This is a genomic window from Mycolicibacterium celeriflavum (assembly GCF_010731795.1).
Classification (GTDB): Bacteria; Actinomycetota; Actinomycetes; order Mycobacteriales; family Mycobacteriaceae; genus Mycobacterium; species Mycobacterium celeriflavum.
This window is the reverse complement of record NZ_AP022591.1, coordinates 309,001-334,235: the sequence shown is the minus strand read 5'-3', so window position 1 is coordinate 334,235 and position 25,235 is coordinate 309,001. Positions and strand designations below refer to the sequence as shown.

At 67.2% G+C, this 25,235-nt stretch carries 22 protein-coding genes, 1 tRNA gene and 1 pseudogene; 12 read left to right on the top strand and 12 right to left on the bottom strand.

Annotated features, from left to right (window positions below; all coding sequences use genetic code 11):
• Positions 1 to 40: 40 nt before the first annotated feature.
• The 5 genes from G6N18_RS01475 (at position 41) to G6N18_RS01455 (ending at position 5,996) form a co-directional block, all read left to right on the top strand.
• Entirely contained in the window at positions 41 to 1,570 is a 1,530-nt protein-coding gene (locus G6N18_RS01475) for an ABC transporter substrate-binding protein (RefSeq protein WP_083001379.1), read from the top strand.
• Positions 1,567 to 2,535, top strand: coding sequence for an ABC transporter permease (locus G6N18_RS01470; RefSeq protein WP_083001175.1), 969 nt, complete (start codon positions 1,567 to 1,569; stop codon positions 2,533 to 2,535). The genes G6N18_RS01475 and G6N18_RS01470 overlap by 4 nt, the downstream gene beginning before the upstream one ends.
• Entirely contained in the window at positions 2,532 to 3,413 is an 882-nt protein-coding gene (locus G6N18_RS01465) for an ABC transporter permease (RefSeq protein ID WP_083001177.1), read from the top strand. Before G6N18_RS01470 ends, G6N18_RS01465 begins: the two co-directional genes overlap by 4 nt.
• A complete protein-coding gene (locus G6N18_RS01460; RefSeq protein ID WP_083001179.1) occupies positions 3,410 to 5,026 on the top strand; it encodes a dipeptide ABC transporter ATP-binding protein in 1,617 nt (538 codons plus the stop codon). Before G6N18_RS01465 ends, G6N18_RS01460 begins: the two co-directional genes overlap by 4 nt.
• 229 nt (positions 5,027 to 5,255) lie before the next feature.
• Entirely contained in the window at positions 5,256 to 5,996 is a 741-nt protein-coding gene (locus G6N18_RS01455; protein ID WP_083001181.1) for an SDR family NAD(P)-dependent oxidoreductase, read from the top strand.
• 56 nt (positions 5,997 to 6,052) lie between these two features.
• Here the strand turns inward: G6N18_RS01455 and G6N18_RS01450 are convergent, their stop codons facing one another.
• From G6N18_RS01450 to G6N18_RS01435, 4 genes are all read right to left on the bottom strand, one after another.
• On the bottom strand, positions 6,053 to 7,696 hold the full coding sequence (locus G6N18_RS01450) for a DUF7800 domain-containing protein (protein WP_067225708.1): 1,644 nt from the start codon (positions 7,694 to 7,696) through the stop codon (positions 6,053 to 6,055).
• A gap of 46 nt (positions 7,697 to 7,742) precedes the next feature.
• A complete protein-coding gene (locus tag G6N18_RS01445) occupies positions 7,743 to 9,410 on the bottom strand; it encodes a hypothetical protein (protein ID WP_083001182.1) in 1,668 nt (555 codons plus the stop codon).
• Between the two features lie 276 nt (positions 9,411 to 9,686).
• A complete protein-coding gene (locus G6N18_RS01440) occupies positions 9,687 to 9,875 on the bottom strand; it encodes a hypothetical protein (RefSeq protein WP_067225712.1) in 189 nt (62 codons plus the stop codon).
• Positions 9,876 to 9,897: 22 nt separating this feature from the next.
• Entirely contained in the window at positions 9,898 to 11,178 is a 1,281-nt protein-coding gene (locus G6N18_RS01435; protein WP_083001381.1) for an acyl-CoA dehydrogenase family protein, read from the bottom strand.
• Between the two features lie 100 nt (positions 11,179 to 11,278).
• Between G6N18_RS01435 and G6N18_RS24455 the strand changes: the two are divergent.
• The 4 genes and pseudogenes from G6N18_RS24455 to G6N18_RS01420 all read left to right on the top strand — a co-directional run.
• Positions 11,279 to 12,190 (top strand): annotated as a pseudogene (locus G6N18_RS24455) (lytic murein transglycosylase); the annotation flags it as partial.
• Positions 12,191 to 12,295: 105 nt separating this feature from the next.
• Positions 12,296 to 12,931 carry a DUF1460 domain-containing protein gene (locus G6N18_RS24450; protein ID WP_234806136.1) on the top strand — a complete coding sequence of 212 codons (636 nt, stop codon included), beginning with the start codon at positions 12,296 to 12,298 and terminating at the stop codon, positions 12,929 to 12,931.
• Positions 12,928 to 13,638: a Type 1 glutamine amidotransferase-like domain-containing protein gene (locus tag G6N18_RS01425; protein WP_083001186.1), complete on the top strand. Its 711-nt coding sequence runs from the start codon at positions 12,928 to 12,930 to the stop codon at positions 13,636 to 13,638. Before G6N18_RS24450 ends, G6N18_RS01425 begins: the two co-directional genes overlap by 4 nt.
• A 93-nt stretch (positions 13,639 to 13,731) precedes the next feature.
• Entirely contained in the window at positions 13,732 to 14,253 is a 522-nt protein-coding gene (locus G6N18_RS01420; RefSeq protein WP_133052450.1) for a hypothetical protein, read from the top strand.
• A gap of 33 nt (positions 14,254 to 14,286) precedes the next feature.
• Here the strand turns inward: G6N18_RS01420 and G6N18_RS01415 are convergent, their stop codons facing one another.
• From G6N18_RS01415 to G6N18_RS01390, 6 genes are all read right to left on the bottom strand, one after another.
• Positions 14,287 to 14,682: a type II toxin-antitoxin system VapC family toxin gene (locus tag G6N18_RS01415; protein WP_083001189.1), complete on the bottom strand. Its 396-nt coding sequence runs from the start codon at positions 14,680 to 14,682 to the stop codon at positions 14,287 to 14,289.
• Entirely contained in the window at positions 14,679 to 14,942 is a 264-nt protein-coding gene (locus G6N18_RS01410; protein ID WP_083001190.1) for an antitoxin, read from the bottom strand. Before G6N18_RS01410 ends, G6N18_RS01415 begins: the two co-directional genes overlap by 4 nt.
• Before the next feature lie 182 nt (positions 14,943 to 15,124).
• Positions 15,125 to 15,198 (bottom strand) — tRNA-Ile (locus tag G6N18_RS01405).
• Positions 15,199 to 15,288: 90 nt separating this feature from the next.
• Positions 15,289 to 16,095: a carboxymuconolactone decarboxylase family protein gene (locus tag G6N18_RS01400; RefSeq protein ID WP_083001383.1), complete on the bottom strand. Its 807-nt coding sequence runs from the start codon at positions 16,093 to 16,095 to the stop codon at positions 15,289 to 15,291.
• A 52-nt stretch (positions 16,096 to 16,147) separates the two neighbouring features.
• The gene (locus G6N18_RS01395; protein WP_083001192.1) at positions 16,148 to 17,521 is read right to left on the bottom strand and encodes a metallopeptidase TldD-related protein; all 1,374 of its coding nucleotides are present in this window, start codon (positions 17,519 to 17,521) and stop codon (positions 16,148 to 16,150) included.
• A gap of 3 nt (positions 17,522 to 17,524) precedes the next feature.
• Positions 17,525 to 19,042 (bottom strand): TldD/PmbA family protein, encoded by a 1,518-nt coding sequence (locus G6N18_RS01390; protein WP_083001194.1) that lies wholly within the window; start codon positions 19,040 to 19,042, stop codon positions 17,525 to 17,527.
• A gap of 37 nt (positions 19,043 to 19,079) precedes the next feature.
• On the opposite strand from G6N18_RS01390, the gene G6N18_RS01385 reads away from it, so the two are divergent.
• Genes G6N18_RS01385 through G6N18_RS01375 form a run of 3 tightly spaced genes read left to right on the top strand, consistent with a single transcriptional unit; the run spans position 19,080 to position 22,109 of the window.
• On the top strand, positions 19,080 to 19,958 hold the full coding sequence (locus G6N18_RS01385; protein ID WP_109749408.1) for a carbohydrate ABC transporter permease: 879 nt from the start codon (positions 19,080 to 19,082) through the stop codon (positions 19,956 to 19,958).
• Positions 19,945 to 20,772 (top strand): carbohydrate ABC transporter permease, encoded by an 828-nt coding sequence (locus G6N18_RS01380; protein ID WP_083001198.1) that lies wholly within the window; start codon positions 19,945 to 19,947, stop codon positions 20,770 to 20,772. The genes G6N18_RS01385 and G6N18_RS01380 overlap by 14 nt, the downstream gene beginning before the upstream one ends.
• Positions 20,769 to 22,109, top strand: coding sequence for an ABC transporter substrate-binding protein (locus G6N18_RS01375; protein WP_083001200.1), 1,341 nt, complete (start codon positions 20,769 to 20,771; stop codon positions 22,107 to 22,109). Before G6N18_RS01380 ends, G6N18_RS01375 begins: the two co-directional genes overlap by 4 nt.
• A 155-nt stretch (positions 22,110 to 22,264) precedes the next feature.
• Here the strand turns inward: G6N18_RS01375 and G6N18_RS01370 are convergent, their stop codons facing one another.
• Together G6N18_RS01370 and G6N18_RS01365 are read right to left on the bottom strand one after the other, a co-directional pair.
• The gene (locus G6N18_RS01370) at positions 22,265 to 23,113 is read right to left on the bottom strand and encodes a CbiQ family ECF transporter T component (RefSeq protein ID WP_083001202.1); all 849 of its coding nucleotides are present in this window, start codon (positions 23,111 to 23,113) and stop codon (positions 22,265 to 22,267) included.
• On the bottom strand, positions 23,110 to 25,149 hold the full coding sequence (locus G6N18_RS01365) for an ABC transporter ATP-binding protein (RefSeq protein ID WP_083001385.1): 2,040 nt from the start codon (positions 25,147 to 25,149) through the stop codon (positions 23,110 to 23,112). Before G6N18_RS01365 ends, G6N18_RS01370 begins: the two co-directional genes overlap by 4 nt.
• Positions 25,150 to 25,235 lie beyond the last annotated feature (86 nt).

Genomic DNA, 25,235 nt, shown 5'->3' with positions numbered 1-25,235 from the left:
CAACGGGTAAAGACGCGGCACGAGGCTCGGGATGGTGGCGATGAAACGACTGGTGGCAGTGGCCACAGCAGTGGTATCGGCCATCGTCATCGCCGCTACCGGGTGTTCCACCGGGCAGGGGGTCGACCTCGGCGAATCGTCGAACCACCTCGTCGCCGCCATCGCCGGTGAGCCCGACCAACTGGACCCGCACAAGACCAGCGCGTACTTCTCCTTCGAGGTGCTCGAGAACGTCTTCGACACACTGGTCGAACCGGACGCCAACCTCGAGATGCGGCCCGCGCTGGCCGAATCGTGGAACGTCAGCCCCGACCAGCTGTCGTGGACGTTCCACCTCCGGCCCGGGGTGACCTTCCACGACGGCAGCCCGTTCACCGCCGACGACGTCGTGTTCTCCTACCGCCGCATCATCGACGAGCAGCTGGCCAACGTCGACAAGTTCAGCGCCGTCACCGACGTGCACGCCGTCGATCCGCTGACCGTCGTGATCCGCGTCAAAGCGCCCACGCCGAACCTGTTGACCAACATCGGCGGCTTCAAGGGCATGGCGATCGTGGCGCGCCGCAACGTCGAAAGCGGTCAGATCGCCACCCACCCGGTCGGCACGGGCCCGTTCGCGTTCCAGTCCCAGAAGAGCGGTGACTCCATCACGCTGACGGCCAATCCGTCGTACTGGGGTGGCGCACCGAAGGTGCCGGGTGTGACGTTCCGCTTCATCTCCGAACCGTCGACCGCACTGTCGGCGTTGCAGGCCGGTGAGATCGACTGGACCGACTCCATCCCGACGCAGCGGGTGGCGCAACTGCGCGACGACGACAGCCTGCACCTGGCGGTGACCGCGAGCAACGACTACTGGTATCTCGCGCTCAACCAGGCCCACCAGCCATGGGACGACGTGCGGGCGCGCCGAGCTGTCGCCTATGGCATCGACCGCGCCGCGATCGTCGCCGCGACCAGCTACGGGACCGCGGTTGCGAACCAACTCGCGATTCCCGAGGGCAATCCCTGGTACACCGAATACGAGCGCTACCGCTACGACCCCGACACCGCCAACCGGCTGCTCGACGAGGCGGGCGTCGGCGACGTCGACCTCGACATGCTGGTCACCAGCGAGTACCCCGAGACCGTCACGGCGGCCCAGGTGATCGCCGACAACCTTGCGCCGCTTGGTATCACGGTCAAGATACGCACGGTCGACTTCGCCACCTGGCTCGACGAGCAGAATTCCGGCAACTTCGACATGTTGATGATGGGCTGGCTCGGCAACATCGACCCGGACGACTTCTACTACGCGCAGCACCACACCAACGGCACCAGCAACGCTCAGAAGTTCTCCAACGCCGAGGTGGACCGCCTGCTTGACGCCGGCCGGGTTGAGACGAATCGTGAAGCGCGCGAAGATATTTATCGGCGAGCCGCCACGATCATCGCCGATCAGGTGAGCTACATCTTCCTGTACAACCCGTCGGTGATCCAGGCCTGGGTGACCAACCTGTCCGGATACCAGGCCCGTCGCGACGGTGCTGTCCGGTTCCGCACGGCAAGCCTGACCCAGGACGAAACATCATGACCGGCTTGCTCGCTCATCCGATCACACGGTTCCTGGCGCGCCGGTTGGCGTACTCGGCGGTGGTGCTGCTCGGGGTACTGATCGTGAGTTTCGCGCTGGTGCATCTGGTGTCCGGCGACCCGGTGCGCATCGCTCTAGGCACGCGCTACACACCGCAGGCCTATGAGGCGCTGCGGTCGGCGAGCGGCCTGGACAGACCGATCGTCGGCCAGTTCTTCGGCTACCTCGGTTCCGCGCTGACCGGCGATCTGGGCGTCAGCTTCCGCAACGGCGATCCGGTGACGGAGATCCTGCTCGAACGCCTGCCCGCGACGGTGTCGTTGGCCGGGGTCGGCATCGTGATCGCGCTGCTGATCGCCATTCCCGCAGGCATCTGGTCGGCCCTGCACGAGGGCAGGCTCAGCGACGCGATCGTGCGGGTCGGCAGCCAGTTCGGCGTCTCGATTCCGGACTTCTGGATGGGCATTCTGCTGATCGCCTTGTTTTCGTCGACCCTGCACTGGCTGCCCACCTCCGGATACCGGCCGTTGGTCGAGGATCCGATCGGGTGGCTGCGCCACCTGGTCCTGCCCGCGGTCACCATCGGCCTGGTGGCGGGAGCCATCATGACGCGGTACGTCCGCTCAGCGGTGCTGGAGGTCGCGGCGATGGGCTACGTGCGCACCGCACGGTCGAAAGGCCTTTCGCCGCGGGTGATCACATTGCGCCACACCGTGCGCAACGCGCTGATACCGGTGCTGACCATCACCGGTATCCAACTCGCCACCATCCTTTCCGGCGTGATCGTCGTCGAAGTGGTGTTCGCCTGGCCCGGTTTGGGTCGTCTCGTCTACAACGCGGTCGCGGCACGCGACTATGCCGTCATCCAGGGCACGGTGCTGCTCATCGCGGCGCTGTTCCTGCTCATCAACCTCATCGTGGATGTGCTGTACGCCGTCGTCGACCCGAGGATCCGGCTCTCATGACCAGCCCCGCCGAGCAGGGCAGCAGGATGTCGTCGTTGCGCCTGCTGTTGGGCAACCCGGTCACGGTGGTCAGCGCCGGTCTGCTGATCGTGATCGCGTTCGTCGCGGTCACCGCGAATTGGATTGCGCCATACGAGATCAACGACGTCGACGTGCCGAATGCGCTGCAGCCACCCAGCGGCACGCACTGGTTCGGCACCGACGAACTGGGCCGCGACGTGTTCTCCCGGGTGCTGGTGGCGACGCAGTCGTCGATGCGCGTTGCCGTGGTGAGCGTGGCGTTCGCCGTGGTGGTGGGCGTGGCCGTCGGCGTGGTCTCGGGCTATCGCGGCGGTTGGCTGGACACCGTTTTCATGCGTGTCGTCGACGTGATGTTCGCGTTCCCGGTGCTGTTGCTCGCATTGGCGGTGGTGGCGATCCTGGGCCCCGGAGTGACGACGACGATTCTGGCGATCGGCATCGTTTACACGCCGATCTTCGCGCGCGTCGCGCGGGCCAGCACGATGAGTGTGCGTGTCGAACCGTTCGTCTCGGTGTCGCGCAGCATGGGCACCGGCCACCTGTACATCCTGGGCCGCCACATTCTGCCGAACATCGCCGGACCGCTGGTGGTGCAGACCTCGCTGTCGCTGGCGTTCGCGATTCTCTCGGAGGCGGCGCTGTCGTTCCTCGGGTTGGGCCTTCAGCCGCCGCAGCCGTCGCTGGGACGGATGATCTTCGACTCGCAGGGTTTCGTCACCATGGCGTGGTGGATGGCGGTCTTCCCCGGAGCAGCGATCTTCGTCGCCGTACTGGCGTTCAACCTGCTCGGCGATGGGCTGCGCGATGTGCTCGATCCCAAGCAGCGCACCATGATCGAGGCGCGGAGCAAGCAGTGAGCGAACCGGTGTTGAGCGTGCGCGATCTGCGGGTCGGTGTCGGCAGGCGCGCGATCGTGCACGGAGTCTCGTTCGACGTGCACCGAGGGCAGACGCTCGGCATCGTCGGTGAATCGGGCTCGGGCAAGTCGATGACCGTGCTCGCCGCGACGGGCCTTCTCGACGCACCTGGTGCGACGGTCTCCGGAACCAGCACGCTCACGACGGATTCCGGCCGGACTGAGCTCGCGGGCGCACCGAACCGGGTTCTGCGCAGTGTGCACGGTGGCCAGATCGGCTTTGTGTTTCAGGATCCGGGCACGTCGCTGAACCCGCTGTTGACACTCGAGCGGCAGATCACCGAATCGCTTGAGGCGCACCGCCGGATGAACCGGCAGCAGGCGCGTGGCCGCGCCCTGGAGTTGTTGGAGGCGGTCGGCCTGCCGGATCCGCAGTCGCGGCTGCGCGCTTATCCGCATCAGCTCTCGGGCGGGCAGAAGCAGCGCGTGATGATCGCGATCGCGATGGCGTGTGATCCGGTGCTGCTGATCGCCGACGAACCGACGACCGCGCTCGACGTCACCACCCAGGCCCAGATCGTCGAGTTGGTGGCCGACCTGCAACGCGACTTCGGCACGGCGGTGGTGTGGATCAGCCACGACCTCGGCGTGATCGGGCAGGTCGCCGACGACGTCACGGTGCTGCGTGGCGGCGAAGCCGTCGAGCAGGCGCCGATAGCCGACGTCTTCGACCGTCCTGCCCACGAGTACACCCGCGAACTGCTCGCCGCCCGGCCGTTGATCGGGCGGCCCGGCCCACCCGCGGTGGCCGATGCGCCGGTGCTGCTGCAGGTCAACGGCCTCGACGTGCGGTTCGCGGTCCGCACGCCGGTCGGCACGTCGACCGTGCACGCCGTCAAGGAGTTGTCGTTTCAGATCCGGCGCGGCACCACGCTTGGTCTGGTGGGCGAGTCGGGATCGGGCAAGTCGACGGTGGCGGCAGCGCTCACCGGGTTGCTGCGGCCCGATGCCGGCATCGCGACGCTCGACGGGGCCGACGTGTTCGGCGTCCGTGGTGCGGCCGAGAAGGCGATGCGCCGGCGGATCGGCCTGGTGTTCCAGGATCCGTTCTCGTCGGTGAACCCGCGTGTCCGCGTCGGCGCCGCGATCGGCGAACCGCTGAGTGTGCACCGCCTGGCGAAAGGCAGGCGGGCCCGCGCGGCCAGGGTGGCCGAACTTCTCGAACTGGTCGGTCTACCAACGTCATTCGCCTCGCGTTACCCGCACGAGCTATCCGGGGGTGAGCGCCAGCGGGTGAGCATCGCCCGAGCGCTGGCCGGGGAGCCGGAGCTGATGATCCTCGACGAAGCCACCGCGGCGCTGGATGTTTCGGTGCAGGCGCGGGTACTGGACCTACTGGCCGGCCTGCAGCACGACCTCGCGTTGACGTACCTGTTCATCGCGCACGACCTCGCGATCGTGCAGCAGGTCAGCCACGACGTGCTGGTGATGCGCGACGGTGCCGCGGTCGAGTACCGTCCCGCCGCGGAACTGTTCGCGTCGCCGCAGGACGACTACACCCGCACGTTGTTGGCGGCGGTACCGCCGGAGCGCCCGCGAGTCTCGTGCAGCTAGCTCGTCCGCACCGGTGTACATCGATCCGGATCCTATGGTCGAGATTGCACTCATGGTCGTGATGTGTGCGGGGTGGTGCCGCACAACCGTGGGTGCAATCTGGGGCGGAGGACGTGTCGGCCAATATAGGGCGGCTATAGGGCGGCCAGGTTGTCGGCGAGTTGTCCGCGCGCACATCGCGCAGAATGTTGTCTCAAGGCGACAAATGCCGTTGTGAGAAAGTCTTGCCATGACTCAACTCAGCGGCAAGGTCGCATTGGTGACGGGCGCGTCGGCGGGGCTGGGCGCCGCAGTCGCGCAACTGTTCGCCCAGCGCGGCGCGACGGTGTTCGGCATCGCACGCGACGCCGAGCGGATGGCATCGGTGTTCGAGGCGGTGCCCGGCGGCCGTTTCGCGCCGGTGGACGTGGCGTCGTCGCAGGCCTGCCGCGACGCCGTCGCGCAGTGCGTCGACGCGTTCGGCCAACTCGATGTGCTGGTCAACGTCGCCGGTTTTCACCAGATGCGGCACACCACGACGGTGACCGACGACGAGTGGGACCGCGATCTGGCGGTGAACCTCAACGGGCCGTTCTACCTGTGCCGCGCCGCGCTGCCCCACCTGCTGGAGAGCGGCGGCAACATCGTCAACGTCGCCTCCATCGCGGGCGTCGAGGGCGAGGTCTACTCGGCGGGATACTGCGCGGCCAAACACGGACTGGTGGGGCTGACCCGCGCACTGGCCGTCGAGTACACCAAGGACAGAATCCGGGTGAACGCGGTGTGCCCGGGCGGGATGCCGACAGCGCAGACCACAGAGTTCACCGCGCCCGACAACGCCGACTGGAACCTGATCATGCGGATCGCGTCGCCGCGCGGGTTCTCCGACACCGTCGACGTCGCCAAGGCGATCGCGTTTCTGGCCAGCGATGACGCCGCCGCCATCCACGGGGCGGTATACCGCGTGGACAACGGCAAGGGCGCGGGCTGAAGCGGTTTCGGTGTCTTAACAGTCGCTGAGCGATCGGTAGCGCACCGAAATCACGATCAGAGCAGTTTGTGCTCGATCACCGTGGTGAGGCGCGGTTTACGCCAGCCGCCGCTGATCTTTTCGATCCGCACGCCCATCTCGCCGCCGGCGATCTCCAGCGTGCCGACCTGATTACGGAAGTGCGGCATCGTGACCGGCCGCCACCGCAGCCGCGGCATGCCCACGTCCGTGGTCTTGACCAACAGCTTGCCGACCGCCTCCGCCGCCCGAGTATGGCCGAGCCGCAACACCATTCGCTCCACCGCCGACGGCTCCTTGCGCAGCCCCGAGCACACCACCTGCCACACCTTGGTCAACGCGTTCGGCGCGTCCTGCGGTAGCTCGATCTCCGACACCCAGCAGTGGTGGACGTCGCCGCCGAACATGACCATCGACTGCGGAGCCTCGCCCCGTTTGCCGGTGGCGACGTCGATCACCAGCTCCTCGAACCGCCGGAAGCTGTACTGGAAGCAGGCCCAGTGGTCGAGGTTCGCCGCGATGCGCACCTTCTCGCCGAGCCCGGTGAGCCGTCGGCCCCAGGCGCCGTCGGTGACCGCTTCGGTCCAGCCCTCGATGTGATGCATGCCGTAGGGCAACAGGATCGGCAGCGAGCTCGCGAACAGCAGGTGGTCGTAGTCGCCGTCGACCTTGGCCGTGATCCACTCCCATTCCTCGTCGGTCATGATGCGGCGCCGGCCCGGTTGCAGTTGTCTGCCGGTACGCGAGTCGGCGACGATGAGCCGCGACGAGCCGAGATCGCGGCACATGCTGAATCGTGAAGCGCCCTCGTCGCTTTCGGCCCGTTTGGCGAGCAGCCTGATCGGCTCGGTGCCGTCACGGCTGGCCAGGACCTGCTGGAACGTGTCGTCGTCGGCGAGCTCCTGAGGCGACATGTTGCCCAGATGCTGGTAGATCCAATAGGCCATCAACCCGCCGATGATCCGGGTCTCGTACCAGTCGGTCTTGCGCTTCTCCTCCAGCCACGCCTGCGAGGTGTTCCACTTGTCGTTGATCTCGTGGTCGTCGAACATCATCGACGTCGGCAGCGTGGACAGCATCCACCGCACCACCGGGTCGCTCCAGGCGTCCCAGTAGCCGATGCAGTACTCCTCGAAGTCCTCGAGCACCTCGACCGGCCCGTTGGCGTGTACCTCGCGCTCGGCGACGAGGTCCCGGATCGTGTCGTTGACCTGATCGGCGTAGAGCTGGTCGCCCATCATCAGCAGCGCGTCGGGCCACAGCGCCGACGGCTGCCGCAGCATCCGCATGCCGTAGGTGCGCAACACGTCGATGCCCTTGCCCTTGGGATGCCACCAGTGTTGATAGGTGTAGGGCGGACGGTGCGGCGCCGAACAGCGGCACGACCCGAACAACAGCCGCAGGGAGCCGTCGCGCGGCATCAGCCGGATGCGCGGCTGCGGGAACTCGTAGTCGTCGGGCGGCCACGCCTTTGCGCCGTCGAGATGGACCTCGTAGGGGTGTTCGCGGTCCGGGTCCAGGCCCGCCACGCAGACGATCGCGAAATGGTGGCCCTCGACCTCAAAGGTGTTGGCGGAGTTACCGAGAACCTCGACACGACAACGCACATCCGTCTCGACCCAGACGGTCGCGTCCGTTTCGCCGACGTGGCGGAGCAGGGGCCCAACACGCACCTCGGGCATCACTCCATCATGCCCGCTCGTTGACGCCTGTGCACCGTCTTCGTGCTCAGTGCTCCGGCCGCCGACGTCCGAGGAAGAACGCCAGACCGATCGCGCCGAAGCCCAGCGTGCCGATCACGCCGGCCGACACCATCAGGAAGATGTCCCGGCCGGTGAGGCCGCCGGTCGCCGCCTCGTCCGAAGCGAGTCGAAGCCGGTAGTCGCCGGGCAGCGGGCCCTCGGCCGGTTCACTCAAACCGGGGAACTGCTGCGTCCTGTGCACCTCGAATTGGCGTTCCCCGCTTGCCGTCTGGGTCCACTCGCCCCAGGCCGGCGTCGCCCCGTCGAGCAGCACCTTGCGGCCACCGTAGACGGGGTCCTCACCGACGTCGACGATCTGGCGTACCCGGAACGGCTCGTACCGAGCGTTGGAGTAGTTCACCAAAACCGGCACGTTGTCGTAGCGCAGCACCGGTGGCGGAGGCGGCGGCAACGGCAGCCCGACGCCCGGGAAGTAGCCACCGCCGAAGAAGCTGCCGACCGCGATGTTGGTCGCCGCCCGCGCGAAGTTGGCCGCCATGTTGATCGGGCTGAGCACCGCCGCCGTGAAGCTGTAGGCCGCGAACTGAGCCGCTTCGATCACGAGCCGTGACAGCGGCGGGATGTACACGATGCGGGGCCGCATGTCGTAGACGTAGACGATGCGCACCGGTGCCCGGAACGGGTTCATCAGCACCGGCCGGTAGTACTGGTCGTACTCGATCCAGTCCGGCCGCCACTGGCGCACATTGCTGACCAACTCGAAGTCGCGGTCGCGCTTGGCCTCCAACTCGACCTTCGCGCTGGTGCTGGCTTCAAGGCCGTTCAGGCCCAGGGTCAGGTCTACCGACTGCTTGAACGCGTTGACGTCCTCCTCGGGTGCCGCGGCGGGCTCCGGCTCGAAGATCGGTTCGGATTTCTTGGCGAGCTGGATGTTTTCGGCCGGAGCCTCGAGCGTCTCCGGGGCCAGCAGTTCGATTTCCTTGGCGGCCTGCTCGATGGACACCGTCGGAGTTTCGGACTGCTCGCCGTCCTGCTCGGTGGCGATGGCCTCCGATCCGCTGGTCGGCGTCTCGGAGCGGTCAGTCGACGTCGGTGCCGCGCTGTCCGTAGCCGGAACGAGCGCGGCCGATGTGGACGTCGTGGACGGATCAGCCGACTCGCTGGCTTCGGGCGCGGTCGCCGGAGCAACGCCGGTGGTGGTCGGTGCGGCCGACGTCGCCGGAGCCCGCTCGACGGTCGTCGACGGCTCGGCGCTCGGCTCGGTGGGTTCGCCAGTCGGCGCCGCCGCGGTGGTCGTCGGCGGGGCCGCCGTTTGGGGCTCCGGCTCCGGCTCGGGCGCCGGTTCCGGCTCGGGTTCGGGTGCCGGCTTGGGTTCGGGTGCCGGCTTGGGTTCGGGTGCCGGCTCCGGTTCCACGACGACCGGATCCTGCGTCTGCGGCTCCTGCGGCTGCGGTGCGTCGTGCGTCTGCGGCGCTTCGGGCACGACGGGCTCGCGCGCCGGCTTTTCGGCCGTCACCTCGGGCTCGGGAGCACTCACCTTCGGTTCCGGCGCGACCGTCGTCACGACGTCGTCGGAGTCCGGCTTTGCAATGGCGGGAGCGACACCAGCGGTCAGCGCGGTCAGGGAGATCACCACCCCCGACGCCAGCGCGGCGATGCCTCGCCTGTGGAAATCATCCAGCGGTGCACCCATCGTGCATCGACTCCCTTCTCATGGGCGGCGTTCATCCGCCGCTCCCCCGACGCTACGAATTTTGGGCAACTGGAGGTTCGCCTGCGGCGCCCCCGACGCTCCGGTCTCAGAAGATTCATCGCTGAAAGGACCCAGGCGTTACAGGTCGACGGTCGACGCTCGGGCGACCGTAGCGAACAGAAGTTAAAGGTGCTAGCGGTGTGGCCTGTGGTGCCTGTGGGCCTCAGAGAGGCGGTGCGTGAGTCGGGTGTCGGACCCGGCTGACAGGCTTGCGAGCTAAGGCCTGCGGCGGCGAAGACCACCGACCGCGAGCGCGACGCCGATCAGCGCGATGATCGGTCCGAGGATCGACCAGGTGGTGGTGTTGCTCATCGGGCTGCCGCCGACCACACCGAATCCTTGGAGTGTGAACAGCAGGCCGAACAACGCGACAATCACGCCGATTAGGGCGATGGCGAACCTCATGCCTTCACAGTAGGCGCGAAGCTCAGCGGCGCTGCGACAGATACTTCTGGTACGCCTCGGCGGCGGCCGCCAATTCCGGTCTGGCGTCGAGCACGGGCTTCATCTTTTGGCGCGCCTGCTCCCGCTTGTAGGGCAGGAATTCGGTCGGGAAATCGCCGTCATGCGGCTGATAGTCGCGCAGCACGCGCCGCGCGACCGTGGCCTTGTGCACCTCGTCGACGCCGTCGGCGATGCCCATCGTCGGGGCGCCGGCGTACATCGCCTGGATCGGAGTGAGATCGGTGGTACCGAGCGACCCGAGGATGTGCAGCGCGTTGAACGACACCTCCCGCAGCACCTTGGCCATCGTGAACTTGACGGCGGCGATCTCGGTGCGGGCCTCCTGCGTGGAGGTGTTGTCGATCTTCCACGCCGTCTCCAGCACGAACAGGCGCAGCATCTTGATCATCGCGTAGGACTCGGCGATCTTCTCCTGCACCATCTGGTGTTCGGCGATGACCTTGCCGTGCGATTCGCGGCTCAGCGCGCGCTCGCACATCATGTCGAAGGCCAGCTTGCACTGCGCGATCGTGCGCATGGCGTGGTGGATGCGCCCGCCGCCGAGTCGGCGCTGCGCCAACACCTTTGCGCCGTTCTCCGGGCCGAGGAGATGGTCGAGCGGCACCCGCACGTCGCGGTAGACGATGTGGTTGTGGTTGCGCGGCTCGGGCATGATCTCGACGCCGGGCGTCTTGCGCGGAACGACGAACATGCCGTTGGTACACATCACAAACAAGATGTCGGCGACGCGGCCTGCCGAGGTGAACCACTTCTCACCGTTGATCACCCATTCGTCGCCGTCTCGGACGGCGTGGGTCTTGAACAGGTTAGGGTCGCTGCCACCCTGCGGCTCGGTCATCGAGTACGCCGAGAACATGTCCTGATTCAGCAGCGGCTTGAGCCACCGTTCTTTCTGTTCGTCGGTGCCGTATGCGGCCAGCATTTCCATGTTTCCGGTGTCCGGCGCCGATGCCCCGAACATGTGCGGGGCGCTGGCGTAGCGGCCGATGATTTCGTTGAGCAGGCCGAGCTTGAGCTGGCCGAAGCCCGGCCCGCCAAGGTCCTTGTCGAGGAAGATCGCCCACAGGCCCTGATCCCTGACCTCCTGCTGGAGCTCGCGCACGTAGGCCTTGACCGCCGGATCGGGTGATCGCACCGCGTAAGGAAACACGTGGTCCAGTGGCTCGACCTTTTCCTCGCAGAACTGCTTGACCCAGTCCAGCTTTTCTTGAAAATCGGGGTCGGTGCTGAAATCCCACGCCATGTTCGCCTCCCGACGTTTCTCTATCCCGGCCGGGTATCGTCCGGTCCAGCGGATCGGCCCGATCTGGACACGGCGCCACGCTAACGGGGGTAGGAGGACCATGTCGGAGATCTCGGCATTTCGGCGCGTCGGGGCGCTCGCCGTCGCGACGGTGTTCGCTCTCGTCGGCTGCGCCGCGGGATCGGACGCGCCGTCGCCCACCACCGGCGCGTCGGCGACCACTGCTCCCGCACCGCCGCCCGCGCCCGAGATCCCGTCTCGCGAACTCGCGTCGGACCCAGCGCGCATGGCCGACGATCTGGTCGCCGACGAACGCGCGCTGCGCGACCCGTCGTCCTCCGCGGCGCTGATGACCGCGGCGGCGCATCGCCAGCAAGCGGCATACCGTGCGCTGGGTCGGCATCCCGAGTGGGATCCGATCGTGCGCCCGCGAATCCCGCCGGAGCTCCTGCAGATCTACGACCACAACGTCAACGCGCGTCGAGAACTCGGTGTGATGAGCCGACCGAAGGACACGTTGCCTGCGTGGCGGATCGTCCCGCCCACACCCGCCGCCGAACTGATGGACTACTACCGCCAGGCCGAATCCGAGTTCGGCGTCGGCTGGAACTTCTTGGCGGCGATCCACCTCATCGAGACCGCATTCGGGCGGGTGGCAGGAGTGAGCGCCGCGGGCGCTCAGGGCCCGATGCAGTTCATGCCCTCGACATTCGCCGCCTACGGCGCCGGCGGGGACATTCTCTCGCCGCGCGACAGCATCATGGCGGCCGGTCGCTACCTCGCCGCCAACGGGTTCGCCAGCGACCGCGATTACGCGCTGTACCGGTACAACAACTCGAACAACTACGTGCGGGCGGTCAGCGACTACGCCGCGGTTCTCGCCGCCGATCCCGCCGCCTTCGCCGGCTATCACCGGTGGGAGGTGTACTACCTGTCGACGGCCGGTGATGTGCATCTACCGGTCGGCTATTCCGAGACCTCCCCGATACCCGTCGCGACTTACCTTGCGTCGTCGGCGAAGTCGTCGCCTGATGTGCAGATCTCCGAACAGAGCGCGCAGATACTCGAGAGGCTGCTGACCGTCAGGAACGGTGCGGCCGGCGCACCCCCGACCGAGATGTCCGACACGATTTCCCGGCTGTTCCTCGACACGCCTTATGGCGCAGACACTCTCGTCGGTTCCGCGAGCGAGCCCGAAAAGCTCGTGGTCGAACTGTCCAGCGTCGACTGTTTCACGTATGCCGATTACGTCGAGGCGCTGAAGCGGGCGGGAAACCGCGATGAGTTCATCGCCGCACTGGTCGAGGTCCGGTACCGCGACGGCGTCGTGAGCTTCCCGAACCGCAAACACTTCTTCACCGACTGGGCCGCGGGCACGCACGCGATCGCCACCGACATCACGATGAGCCTGAGCCCCAACGCCGTTGCGGTACAGAAGAACCTGAACGAAAAGGATAGCGGCGGGCTGTACCTGCCCGGGTTGCCCGTCGTGCCGCGAACCGTGTCCTACATTCCGAGTGCACAGGTCGACGGCGGCGTGCTGAGCCAACTGCGGACCGGCGACTACATCGGGGCGTATGCCGAAGACGGCGGCCTCGACGTCACGCATGTGGGCATATTCATCGACACGCCGGATGGGCCCGTGGTGCGGAACGCCTCGTCCCTGAGCGCCGATGAGAAGGTCGTCGACACCCCGTTGCAGGACTATCTGCGCGACGTGCCCGGGGTGGTCGTACTGCGGCCGACTCGATGACGGCTCAGACGGCGGCTCAGTTCCAACCGCTTTATCTGCTGGCGGACAGTCAACTGCTGTTCTGGAAGCGACAGGACCGACTGCTCCTTGATGCGGCCCTCGACGGTTTGGTTTGCGACACACCAGTCAGCGCGGCCTACATCGGTGCCTCGAACGGGGACCGCCCGGAGTACTACGAAATCTTCGAGGCGGCGGTGGATTCGGTCGGAATCGCCGACCGCCGCATGATCGATTCGTCGTTCGGCCCCGACGACCGCGCGTTCCTGGACCGCGCCCAGCTGATCGTCCTCGCCGGCGGCGACGTGCGTCGTGGCTGGGACACGTTCGAGCAGACGGGTATGAAGGACGTGATCCTGGACCGATACGCCCAAGGGGCCGTGCTGGTGGGCATTTCAGCCGGCGCGGTCCAGCTCGGGCATTGCGGACCTGTCGAGACGTCCCGCAACGCTGTGACCACGGTGCTCGATGTGTTCAAGCTCGTCCCCATGGTCATCGACACACACGACGAGCGAGCCGAGTGGGCGCGGCTGTCGCGCACCGTTCACCTGCTGGAGGGAGCCGCCTCGGGGCTCGGAATTCCCGCTGGTGGCGGGGTTGTCGCGCACGCGGACGGCACCATCGAGCCGCTGAGACGTCCTGCCCACGAATTCCGTTTCGAAGGCAGTGAAGTCAGGCACTCACTGCTGTGGCCCGCAGACGGCAACTGACCGATTCGGTCGACTAACGCGCGTCGCACCTATCCCGGCGCCGCGCCGTCGGTCACAATGGAAACATCAGCGCCTCCGCGAAGGGATGGGATCGTGGGGTCTTGGAAGAAGGTCACCAGCAGACCGGATCTTCGCTTGTGGGCCGCGCGGGCGGTCGCGATGCGGGCCAAGGTTCTCGGATTCGTCGAGCGGTATCCGTGGGCGGTCGGCGTGGTCGCGGTGCCGATGACGGTCCTCGGCTTGGCCGGGGTAGCCATTTACCCGTACGTATTCGTGCCGCTGCTGGTGCTGGCCAGCCTGGCTTTGATCGTCGTTGAAGCCTGCGCGACCCAGCAGGAAGAGGCCGAGCACCAGGCGCACGTGCGCAGCCATGAACCGCGTAGCGCCGCCGCGAACATGCTCGCCGAGCCCAGTCTGCCGCCGCTGGGGCCAGAAGCGCGCATGCGAGCGGAAGCGGTCGAAGCGCGTAGCCGTGCAACCGAGTTGTGGGCGCAAGCCAAGGCCGCCGAAGCCCGAGCCTTGGCCGCCGAGGCCCGGGCGGGCGAAGTCAAGCTACGGCGTGAGGCGGAGGAAGAGGCCGAGACCATACAGTTTCCCCGCGTGGAGTACCCGTAGCCGATTTTTGCGGCCGAGCGGTGACGGCGCGGTCTATTCGAGGCGGGTGATGCCCGGATAGGTGTCGAAGCCGCGGTCGAAGCTCATGATGTCGGTGATGCCGTGGCGCGCCATCACGGCGATATGCAAGGCGTCTCTTGCAGAAAGCTTTTGGTAGCGCAGCACGATGTCCTTGGCGTGCTCGACGTCGGGCCGCGAGATCGACAGGACATCGTCGACCACGCCAAGCACTGCGTCGAAGGCCGGCTGTATCGCCTCGCGTCTGTTGACGGCCACGTAGCGATGGCAGATCTCCTGTAGCACCTCCACATCGGCGACGAGCCGCTGACCGGCGGAGAGGGCTGATTCCAAAAGGCGTTGGGCATCGAGCTTGTGGGGATGGGCAGCACCGACCAAATACATCGGGATGTTCGAGTCAACCAGAATCACTGGGCGGTTCCCGGAAGCTCCTCGTGTCCGCGCTCCATTTCGTCGAGCATTTGCTCGATGTCAGCGGTCGGGAACTCATGGCGTGCCGCGGCGCGAATGACGCTCAGCTTGGTCTGGAGGTCGCCCACCGGCTCTCGCTCCCGCGCCTCACGCAGCGTGCGACGGACCCACTCCGAGACGGTCGTGTGATGCCGTCGCGCGATCGCCTGGAGCTGATCCCACTCGTCTGCATCCAGCAGGACTTGCAGCCGCTTACTCATACCATGAGTATAGATGTCACATCACTTACTCAGCAGCAGCCGCAGTAACCGTTGAATCGCCTACTAATCGGTATGTCAAGGATCAACCGAAGCAACTGACAAGCATCAGCCGAAACGCTGTCAGCCATCAACCGAAGTAAAAACGTCAAGCCTCAGCCGACGTAATACACCACCATTTAGGGTGGGGCGGGCGGGACTTGAACCCGCGACCTACGGATTATGAGTCCGCGGCTCTAACCAACTGAGCTACCGCCCCGGCGCAATGCGCGGCACCATGGTCGCATATCGCCTCGTGCCCACCTCACAGCGATATCTGGTCACTCACGACACTGCTCCTGCGCAGGCCTCACGCGATGTCGGCGTACACCGGCTGCCCGTCGGCACCGATCAGGTACCGCTCCGTGCCATCGGCGACCCGCGGCGCGTCGGCGGCCAGCGACACGGCGATCTTGTTGGTCGCGTTGCGCATGACGTCCAGCGTCAACTCCCACGCCTGCTGCTCCGAGAAGTGCCGACGTACGCCCGCGGCCACCTCCGCCTCGATGCGTGCCGGCGACCAGATCAACGCGTCGACGTATCGCAGCGCCGCCTTGTGCGCGTCGCTGAGGCCCTCGGCCGATTCGTACCGCTCGATCTGCTCGTACAACTCCTCCGACCCGCCCGAGTCCAACGCGTTGCCCTCGCGCAACGATTTGCACAGCCGACAGTTGTGCTGCGTCGCCCCGCGCAACCGGACGATCTCGGTCGTTACCGGATCGAGCGCCCCCAGCCGCGCCACCGCCGGCGCGAATCCGTTGAGCAGCGCATCGACGGGATCCGACTCGTGGTCCCACTCGACGACGCTGTAGTCAGCGGGCCGACCCAGACCCAGCGCCTCACATCCCGCCCACACCCGCGGCACGAAATCGGCGATGAAGATCGCCGCGACGGTCCGGAAGGCCTTGTCGCTCAACGTCTCCAGCATCCGCTTGCGCTGATTGTCGCCGAGTCCCGACACGTCGATCGCGAACTGCTCGGCGAACGCCGCCACCACCCGATCGGCCTCAGTGGTGTCGTCGACAACGTCGACCTCCACTGGCAACGGCGGCAACGACAAGGCCCTCCCGCACGTCAGCCGGATCAGCGTGTCCCGTCGGGAATCGCCCGACGACATCGCGACCAATCCGGCGATCCGGTCGGTCAACTCATCAGCGCCCACCCAGGGATTATTGCGCCTGACTGACCGACGACATGTGAAAGTCGGGAATCCGCAGCGTCGGCATCGCCGCCCGCGTCGCCCAGTCGCCCCACTCCCGCGGCAACGTGACCTCGCTGACGCCCGCCTCCGTCGTCCGACGCAACAGGTCGAGCGGGCTCTCGTTGAACCGGAAATTGTTGACCGCACCCGTCACCTCGCCGTCCTCGACCAGGTAGACGCCGTCGCGAGTGAGCCCAGTCAGCAGCAGCACCGACGGGTCGACCGTGCGGATGTACCACAGCGTGCTCAGCAGCAGTCCCCGCTCGGTGCCCGCAATCATGTCGGCCAGCTCGGCCTGCCCTCCGGTCATCAGCAGGTTGTCCGCCGGCACCGCCGGGGTCGTGTCGAACTCCGCGGCCGCCGCCCGTGCGTACGCCAACGCATTGATGGCGCCGTCGCGGATCCAGTCCACCCGGTTGATGTCCATTCCGTTGTCGAAGACCGAAACCCGTTCCGAGGACACCGGCGTCGCGACGAACGGCGTACAGGCCAGCCCATCGGCGAACGGATCGGAGTACAACGTCAGCGGCAATTGGGTGAGCCTCTCCCCCACCCGCGTACCGCCACCCGGCGCAGAGAACGCGGTACGGCCCTCCTGCGCACCCCGGCCGTCCATCGCCCACGTCAGGTAGATCATCAGGTCGGCCACCGCCGACGGCGGCAGGATCGTCTCGTAGCGCCCGGCCGGCAACTCGACCGTCCGCTGCGCCCACCCCAATCGCATCGACAGTTCTTCGAGCATGGAATCCGTTGGCACATTGGTGAAATCAGCGGTGCTGACGCCCACCCAGGCGCTGGCGCCGTCCCGCTTGGCGTTGATCTCCACCGAACCCGTCGGCTGCGTGTAGCGCCGTCGCAGCCCACCCGAGGTCGCCACGAACGTCGTCTCGAGCATGTGCCGCGCATACCCGTACAACCGGTCGCGGCCGCGGAACCCGCGGGCCAGTCCGTCCGCCACCGGCAAGAACACCTCCGCGCCGGTGCTCGGCACAGGCGCGTCCCAATCGGGTGGCGCGTCATCGCTCGCCAGCACCGGTGCGCTGTCGCGGGCCTCGGGCGCCGAACGCGCGGCCTCCTGCGACGCCGCCACCAGCGCCGCGATCGTCATCGGATCCACCTCGCTGGAGCGCACGGAGCCGACATGCGACTCGCTACCGTTGCGCACCACCGAGATCACCGTCGTGTAGCGACTCGTCGACTCCCCGTTGGTGGTCATCGAGTTGCCCGCCCACCGCAACGATGCGTCGGCGCGGTCGGTCACCAACACGATCGTCTCGTCCGCTCCGCCCAGCCGGTCGGCCTCGGCCAGCACGGTCTCCACCACCTTCTGCGCGCCGATCATCGCCTACCGCCCTGCCTCAGTCCGCGTGTTGAGCACGTTCACCCCGCGGAACAACGCCGACGGGCAGCCGTGGCTCACCGCGGCCACCTGACCCGGCTGCGCCTTGCCGCAGTTGAATGCCCCGCCGAGCCGCCACGTCGACGGCCCGCCGACCGCCTCCAGCGATCCCCAGAAGTCCGTCGTCGTGGCCTGGTACGCCACGTCGCGCAACTGGCCGTCGAGCCGACCGTCGCGGATTCGGAAGAACCGCTGACCGGTGAACTGAAAGTTGTAGCGCTGCATGTCGATCGACCAGCTCTTGTCGCCGACGATGTAGATGCCGTCATCCACGCGGGCGATGAGGTCATCTGTGCTCACATCGTCGGCGGCCGGCTCCAGCGAGACGTTGGGCATCCGCTGGATCGGCACGTGATGCGGCGAGTCGGCGTACGCGCAGCCGTTGGACCGCCCCACGCCGAGCCGCGGTGCGAACACTCGATCCAATTGATAGCCGACGAAAATGCCGTCGCGCACCAGATCCCACTTCTGCGCCTGCACCCCTTCGTCATCGAAACCGACAGTCGCCAGGCCGTATTCGACGGTCCGGTCGGCGGTCACGTTCATCACCGGCGAGCCGTAGCGCATGCTGCCGAGTTTGTCGGGCGTGGCGAACGACGTGCCCGCGTATGCCGCCTCGTAACCGATCGCTCTGTCGTATTCGGTGGCGTGGCCTACGGATTCGTGAATCGTCAGCCACAGATTCGACGGGTCGATGACAAGGTCCGTCGGGCCCGCGGTGACGGAGGGCGCCTTGACTTTTTCAGCCAGCGACGTCGGAAGCGCGGCCAGTTCGTCGGTCCAGTTCCACACGTCGTCGCCGACCACGTACTCCCAACCCCGCGCAGTGGGTGGCGCCAACGTGCGCATCGTCTCGAACGTCCCTGCCGCAGCGTCGACGGCGACCGCCTCCAGCGACGGCTGCACCCGCACCCGCTGCTGGGTGATCGTCGAGCCGAACGTGTCGGCGTAGAACGTCTGCTCCTTCGCGGTGTGCAAACCCGCTGAGACGTGGTCGACGCCGTCAGCGGCCAGCAGCCGCTCCGAGTATTCGCCGAGGACGGCCAGCTTGTCGGTGATGCCGACACTGAACGGGTCGATCCGATAGTCCGAAACCCAACTCGTGTCGGCGTATACAGGTTCAGGCGCCAGCTCGATGCGCTCAGCGTTCAGCCGCGCCAGTGTCCTGGCCACCTGCACGGCGCGGCGCGCGGTCTCGGCAGCGACGTCGGCGCTGAGCTCGGCGTGCGAGGCGAAACCCCAGGTTCCGTCGACGATCACCCGCACCGCCAGGCCGATCTCCCGGTCGACGACCGCCGTCTGCAGTTCACTGTCACGCAACTGCACGATCTCCGACGTGATCGCATGGATGCGCAGATCCGCGTAGCTGGCACCGGCGGACAACGCCGCGGACATCGCCGCGTCGGCCAGCGCATGCCGCGGCAGGTCGAGGAAGTCGCCGTCGACTCGTCGGGGGGCCGTCACGCCACCACCGTAGTGGTGACGCTCGCGGCCCGCTTTAATGACTCGGATGGCACCGCGCCGCCGCACGACCGCAACCGGGTACGCACTCCTGGCTCCGAGCCTGTTCGGAGTCGTCGCGTTCATGCAGCTGCCGATGTTCGTGGTCCTGTGGCTGTCGTTGCACCGCTGGGACCTGCTGAGCCCGATGCAGTATGTCGGCCTGCGTAATTGGCAATCGGTGCTGACCGATCCGACCTTCGGCACATCGTTAGTGGTCACGCTTGTGTTCATAGCGCTGGTTGTTCCTGTGCAAACCCTGCTCGGATTGGCCGCGGCCGCCATACTGGCGCGCGGGCTGCCCGGCAGCGGGTTCTTCCGGACGCTGTACGTGCTGCCGTGGATCTGCGCACCGCTGGCGATCGCGGTGCTGTGGCGCTGGATCCTCGCCCCCACCGACGGCGCGGTCAGCGCGTTGCTCGGCCACCAGATCGGGTGGCTCACCGATCCGACGCTGGCGTTGCCGGTCGTCTCGGCGGTGATCGTCTGGACGAACGTGGGCTACGTGACGCTGTTCTTTCTCGCGGGCATCCTCAACATCCCCGAGGACGTCCACAACGCGGCCCGCACCGACGGCGCGACGGCATGGCAGCGGTTCCGGCACATCACTCTGCCGATGCTGCGGCCGACGTTGTTCTTCGTCGTGGTGACCGGGATCATCAGCGCAGCACAGGTTTTCGATACCGTGTACGCGTTGACGGGCGGCGGTCCGCAGAATCGGACCGACCTGGTGGCGCACCGCATCTACGCGGAAGCATTCGGCGCCGCGGCGGTGGGACGGGCGGCGGTCATGGCGGTGGTGCTGTTCGTACTGCTGGTCGGTGTGACGGTCGTTCAGCACCTGTACTTCCGACGACGGATCAGCTATGACCTCATCTAGCCGGGTCACGTCCGCCGTCGTCATCTATCCCGTCCTGGTGGCCGGCGCGCTGATCACGTTGGCGCCGTTCGTGCTCGGCGTGCTGACCTCGCTGCGGGATCCACGCCGCTTCGATACCGAGTCGCCGTTGTCGCTGCCGTCACCACCGACCCTGCAGAATTACGCGAACCTGGCCGACGCCGGGTTCGGCCGGGCACTCGTGGTGACCGCGCTGATGACCGCAGTCATCCTGCTCGGCCAGTTGACGTTCTCCGTGTTGGCGGCGTATGCGTTCGCGCGTCTGCGGTTCCCCGGCCGCGACGCATTGTTCTGGGTATACGTCGCGACCCTCATGGTGCCGGCGACTGTGACCGTCGTCCCGCTGTATCTGATGATGGCCGAGGCGGGTCTGCGCAACACCTTCTGGGCCCTGGTGCTTCCGTTCATGTTCGGTTCGCCGTACGCGATCTTCCTGCTGCGCGAGTACTTCCGCACCATTCCGGGCGACCTCATCAACGCCGCCCGCATCGACGGCGCCAACACGCTCGACGTCATTGTGCATGTCGTCCTGCCCGCGAGCCGACCGATCCTGGCGACGCTGGCGTTGATCACCGTTGTCTCGCAGTGGAACAGCTTCATGTGGCCGCTGGTGATCACCAGCGGCGGCGAGTGGCAGGTACTGACGGTCGCCACGGCCGGTCTGCAGTCGCGGTACAACGCCCAATGGACGTTGGTGATGGCCGCGACGACGGTGGCGATCGTGCCGCTACTGCTGCTGTTCGTCGCGGTGGGCCGTCACATGGTGCGCTCGATCGTGGTGACAGGGCTGAAATGAGCCTGCGACCGCGATTTTCGACGCTCGTCGCAGCAGGACTGGCTGTGGCGGGCGCGGTCTTGCTCGTGGCCGCCATGCTGCTCGGACAGTCGGGCGATTCGGCTGGGCGCACCGTGGTGACCGTGCGGCTGTGGGACGAGCAGGTCGCTGACGCGTACCGCACGTCGTTCGCTGAGTTCGGCCGCGAGCACCCCGACATCGAGGTGCGGGTGAGCGTCGTCGCCTACTCCACGTACTTCGACACGCTGCGCACCGACGTCGCCGGTGGCGGCGCCGACGACATCTTCTGGCTCAGCAACGCCTATTTCGCCGAATACGCCGACAGCGCCCGCTTGATGAACATCGCAGACACCCTGGGCGAGGACTCATTTCGTGCGTGGGAGCCGTCGGTCGTCGACCAGTTCACCCGCAACGGCGCGCTGTGGGCGGTGCCGCAGCTGACCGACGCCGGCATCGCGGTGTACTACAACGCCGACCTGCTTGACGCCGCGGGAGTCGACGCCGACGAGCTGGGGGCGCTGCGCTGGTCACCAGATCCCGGCGCCGACACGCTGCGGCCGCTGCTGGCGCGCCTCACACTGGACGACGAGGGCCGCACGGCGGACACACCGGGTTTCGACCCGCAGCGTATCCGGCAGTGGGGTTACAACGCCGCCAACGATCTACAGAACATCTACCTCAACTACATCGGTTCGGCGGGCGGGGTCTTTTCGGTCGGCGACCGGTTTGCGTTCGACAACCCGCAGGCCGCGAAAGCGTTCGAGTACCTGGTGGGTCTGATCAACACCGACCACGTCGCTCCGCCCGCGTCGGCGACCAACGACAACGGCGACTTCTCCCGCAACCAGTTCCTGCAGGGCAGGATGGCGCTGTTCCAGTCCGGCACGTACAACCTGGCGGCGGTCGCCGATGCCGCCCGGTTTCGGTGGGGTGTCGCGATGCTGCCCGCGGGCCCCTCAGGCCGGGTCAGCGTGACGAACGGCATTGCCGCCGCCGGTAACTCGGCCACTGAGCATCCCGACGCGGTGCGTGAGGTGCTGGCCTGGATGGGCAGTACCGGCGGCAACGCGTATCTCGGTGCGGGCGGCGCGGCGATTCCCGCGGTGCTGGCCGCGCAACACGTCTACGACGAGTACTGGCGATCGCGCGGCGTGGATGTCAGCGCCTTCTTCCACGTGCTCGACGGTCCCCGCATCGCCGCTCCCGGCGGCGCGGGCTTCGCCGCGGGTTTCGACGCGCTCAAGCCGTACTTCGACGAGATGTTCCTCGGCCGTCGCGACGTGCGTACCACGCTGGCCGATGCTCAACGGGCCGCGAACGCCGCCGCGCAACGGTAAAAGACTGTCCCCCCGTGTGGCCGTACGCCCGCGGACCCTTAACGGGTTGATTGCCCTCACCAGGTGCATGGGATCAACCCGTTAATGCCCTCGCTTCATGACTTTGCGCAGAGGGCGCGGACAAGCCGCCCGACGCCGCCGCGCAACGGTAGGAGTCAACGCGTCACGGCGCTGGTTCCGGCCACCGTCAACTCCAGCGCAAGCGCCACCCCGCACACCACCGCGACGATGAGAAATGCCCACCAGTCAATGGTTTTCGGACGTGACGGCGCCGCGGAGATCTGCCCGGCACCGCCTCGCGCGGTGATCGCGTCACCCATCTCGTCGGCGCGCCGCAGGGCGGCGGTGATAGCCGTCGCGAGCAGGTCGATCGCCTCCAGCCACCATCGGCGCCACCGTCCGCGGCGGCGCACCGGCACCTGCTTCGGCCGCAGGCTGCGCGCCGCGTAGAGCACCCGGAACTCGTCGATCAGCATCGGGAAGGCCCGTAGCGCCAGCGCCAGTGCGACCGCCCACTCGTCGACCGGTATCCGCAGCGCCCGCAGCGGCCGGCCCAATGTCGCGACGGCGGGGGCGATCTCGGCGACGTTGGTCGTCCACGACACCATCGCGCCGAGACCGAGCAGTACCACCGACAGCGCGGTGATGCGCAGGAAGTTCAACAGCCCGCCGAGTCCCACTTCGACCGTGCCCATGGAGATCACCGGGCTGCCACCGGCGAACGTGGCCGTCAACCCGCCGAGGAAGACCAGGATCCACAGCCAGCGCGGCACCGACGGCAGCACGCCGCGCGGAATGTCGGCCAGCCATGCCGCGATCACCACCAGTAGCGCGACCGCGCCTATCGGCACCCATCCCGGATAGAAGGTCATCAGCACGCCGATCGCCGCGACCAGCAGGAGCTTGGTTCCCGCCCAGAGTTGGTGAACCACGCTGTTGCCCGGCACTGGACGCAGAAGCACGATGCTCCTGCGCTGACGCCGTCCGGTCGACACCGTCGTCATGGCCGACCTCCCGCCGTCGTCGGCGCCGGCACCAGAACCCCACCAGCCAGATGCAATGTGCGGGGGCACAATTCCTCCAACCCCGCGAAGTCGTGGGAGATCACGACGACCGTCAGCCCGGCGCGGCGGCGTAGGTCTTCCAGCAGCCGCAGCAGCCCGCGCTGGCTGGTGGCGTCCAGACCGGCCAGCGGCTCGTCGAGGATGAGCGCGCGCGGCGAGCGGGCGAGCAGCCCGGCGAGGACCACGCGGCGCATCTGTCCGCCGCTGAGCTGGTCGATGCGCCGACTTGCCATCGTCGGGTCCAGGCCGACGGTGGACAGCGCCTCGGCGACCCGGGCGCGGTCACGCGGGGAGAACCCGGCGGCCGACGCGATTTCGAGGTCGACCCGGGCACGCATCAGCTGCAACCGCGCGGCCTGGAACGAGATCGCAACGGCGCCAACCTGTTCGGATGCCGGTGCGCCGTCGAGTAGGCATGCACCCACGGTCGGCTCGACGAGGCCGGCCATGATCCAGGCCAGTGTCGACTTTCCCGACCCGTTCAGTCCGTGGATCAACACGCCGTCGCCCTCGTGCACGGTGAAGGTGATGTCGCGCAGCGCCGTCGCCGCCCACGGCGTGCCGCTGCCGTACTCGTGGCTGACATCTCGCAGTTCCAGCACCGGGGCGTTGCCCGCACCCCGGGCCACGGTCGCGGCCGGCGCGTCAGCGGATTCCACCATGTCGGTGTTGTCGGCGGCGCCACCGTTTCCGGTCAGGTTGACGGCACGATCGGCGGCGTCGGCCTCGTCGTTGTAGTGGGTGATGTGCACCAACGACATCTGATGGTGCCGGGTGAGCCCCGACAGCACCGACATCAGTCCCTCGCGGCCCTGCTGGTCGACCATGCTGGTGACTTCGTCGGCGATCAGCAGCGACGGCTCGCGCGCAAGCGCCGCCGCCACGGCGAGCCGCTGCAGTTCGCCGCCGGACAACCCGCCGGTGTCGCGTTCGGCCAGACCGCTCAGGCCGACCTCGGCGAGCAACTGCTCCACGTCGGTGGTCTTGCCGGGCGGTAGTCCGAAGACCACGTCGTCGGACACCCGCGTGCCCAGTACCTGACTCTCGGGATGCTGCATGATCACCGCCGTGCCGCCGATGCGGCCCAGTCCGACGGCGCCCGGCCGCTCGATGGTGCCCGCGGTCGGTTCCCGCCCGGCCAGCATGAGCATCAACGTCGTCTTACCGGAGCCGTTGGCGCCGGTCACAGCGAGATGCTCGCCCGGTTCCACGCTCAGCGAGACCGGGCCGAGCGCGTCGAGGTCGGCACTCGGGTAGCGGAACCGCACGTCGCGCAGATGGGTGGGCACCGGGGCGATCACGCCGGTATCGCTCGAGGACTCGAGCTTGTGCACATCGGGAATGCCGGCCAGACGCTCCATCACCCGCGACAGCGCCCACCAGCCGACGAGGCTGACGAACGTGATGGAAAGCACCCCGCTGAAGAAGAACAGCACGGGCCAATAGTCCAGCGCCGTCGCGAAGTCGCGCTTGAGTCGATCGGCGACTCCCGCCATTTCCGGGATGCGGGCGATCACCGCGGCAACGCCGTCGATGTTGGCGGTCACCGACTCGAAGATCAGGTGACGCAGTCGCGACAGAATGGTGAGCGCGACCACCACGGCCACGCCGAACACCGAACCCGCGATCAGTGCGGCGAAGATCACGGTCGGCGTGCCGCGTCCGCGGCGCTTGACGGTGCCGGTCAGGCCGCCGATGTAGGCGCAATTGACAACGGTCATGAAGCCGCCCATGCCGGCGATCAGGAACGCGATGATGCCGCCGGCGACGGTCGCGGTGAGCAGTACCCGCAGCCGGTACCGGTACGCCAGCAAGCCCATCGGCACCGTGCCCAGCAGCGACAGCCCGGCCGCGAACGGGACCACCACCGCGATGATCGCAGTGGCCGCGCACAGCGCCGCCATGACAGAGGCCTGCGCCAGTTCGACGGGACGCAAGCGACCGCTACGTCGAGTTCGGCCCCCGGTCGCGGTCACTACCTGATTCTGCCAGTCGGGCGATTCCACGGCGCTCACGGTGCGGTGATCGGCCGGGTGCTGCGTCGTTTTGAAACACATAGCTA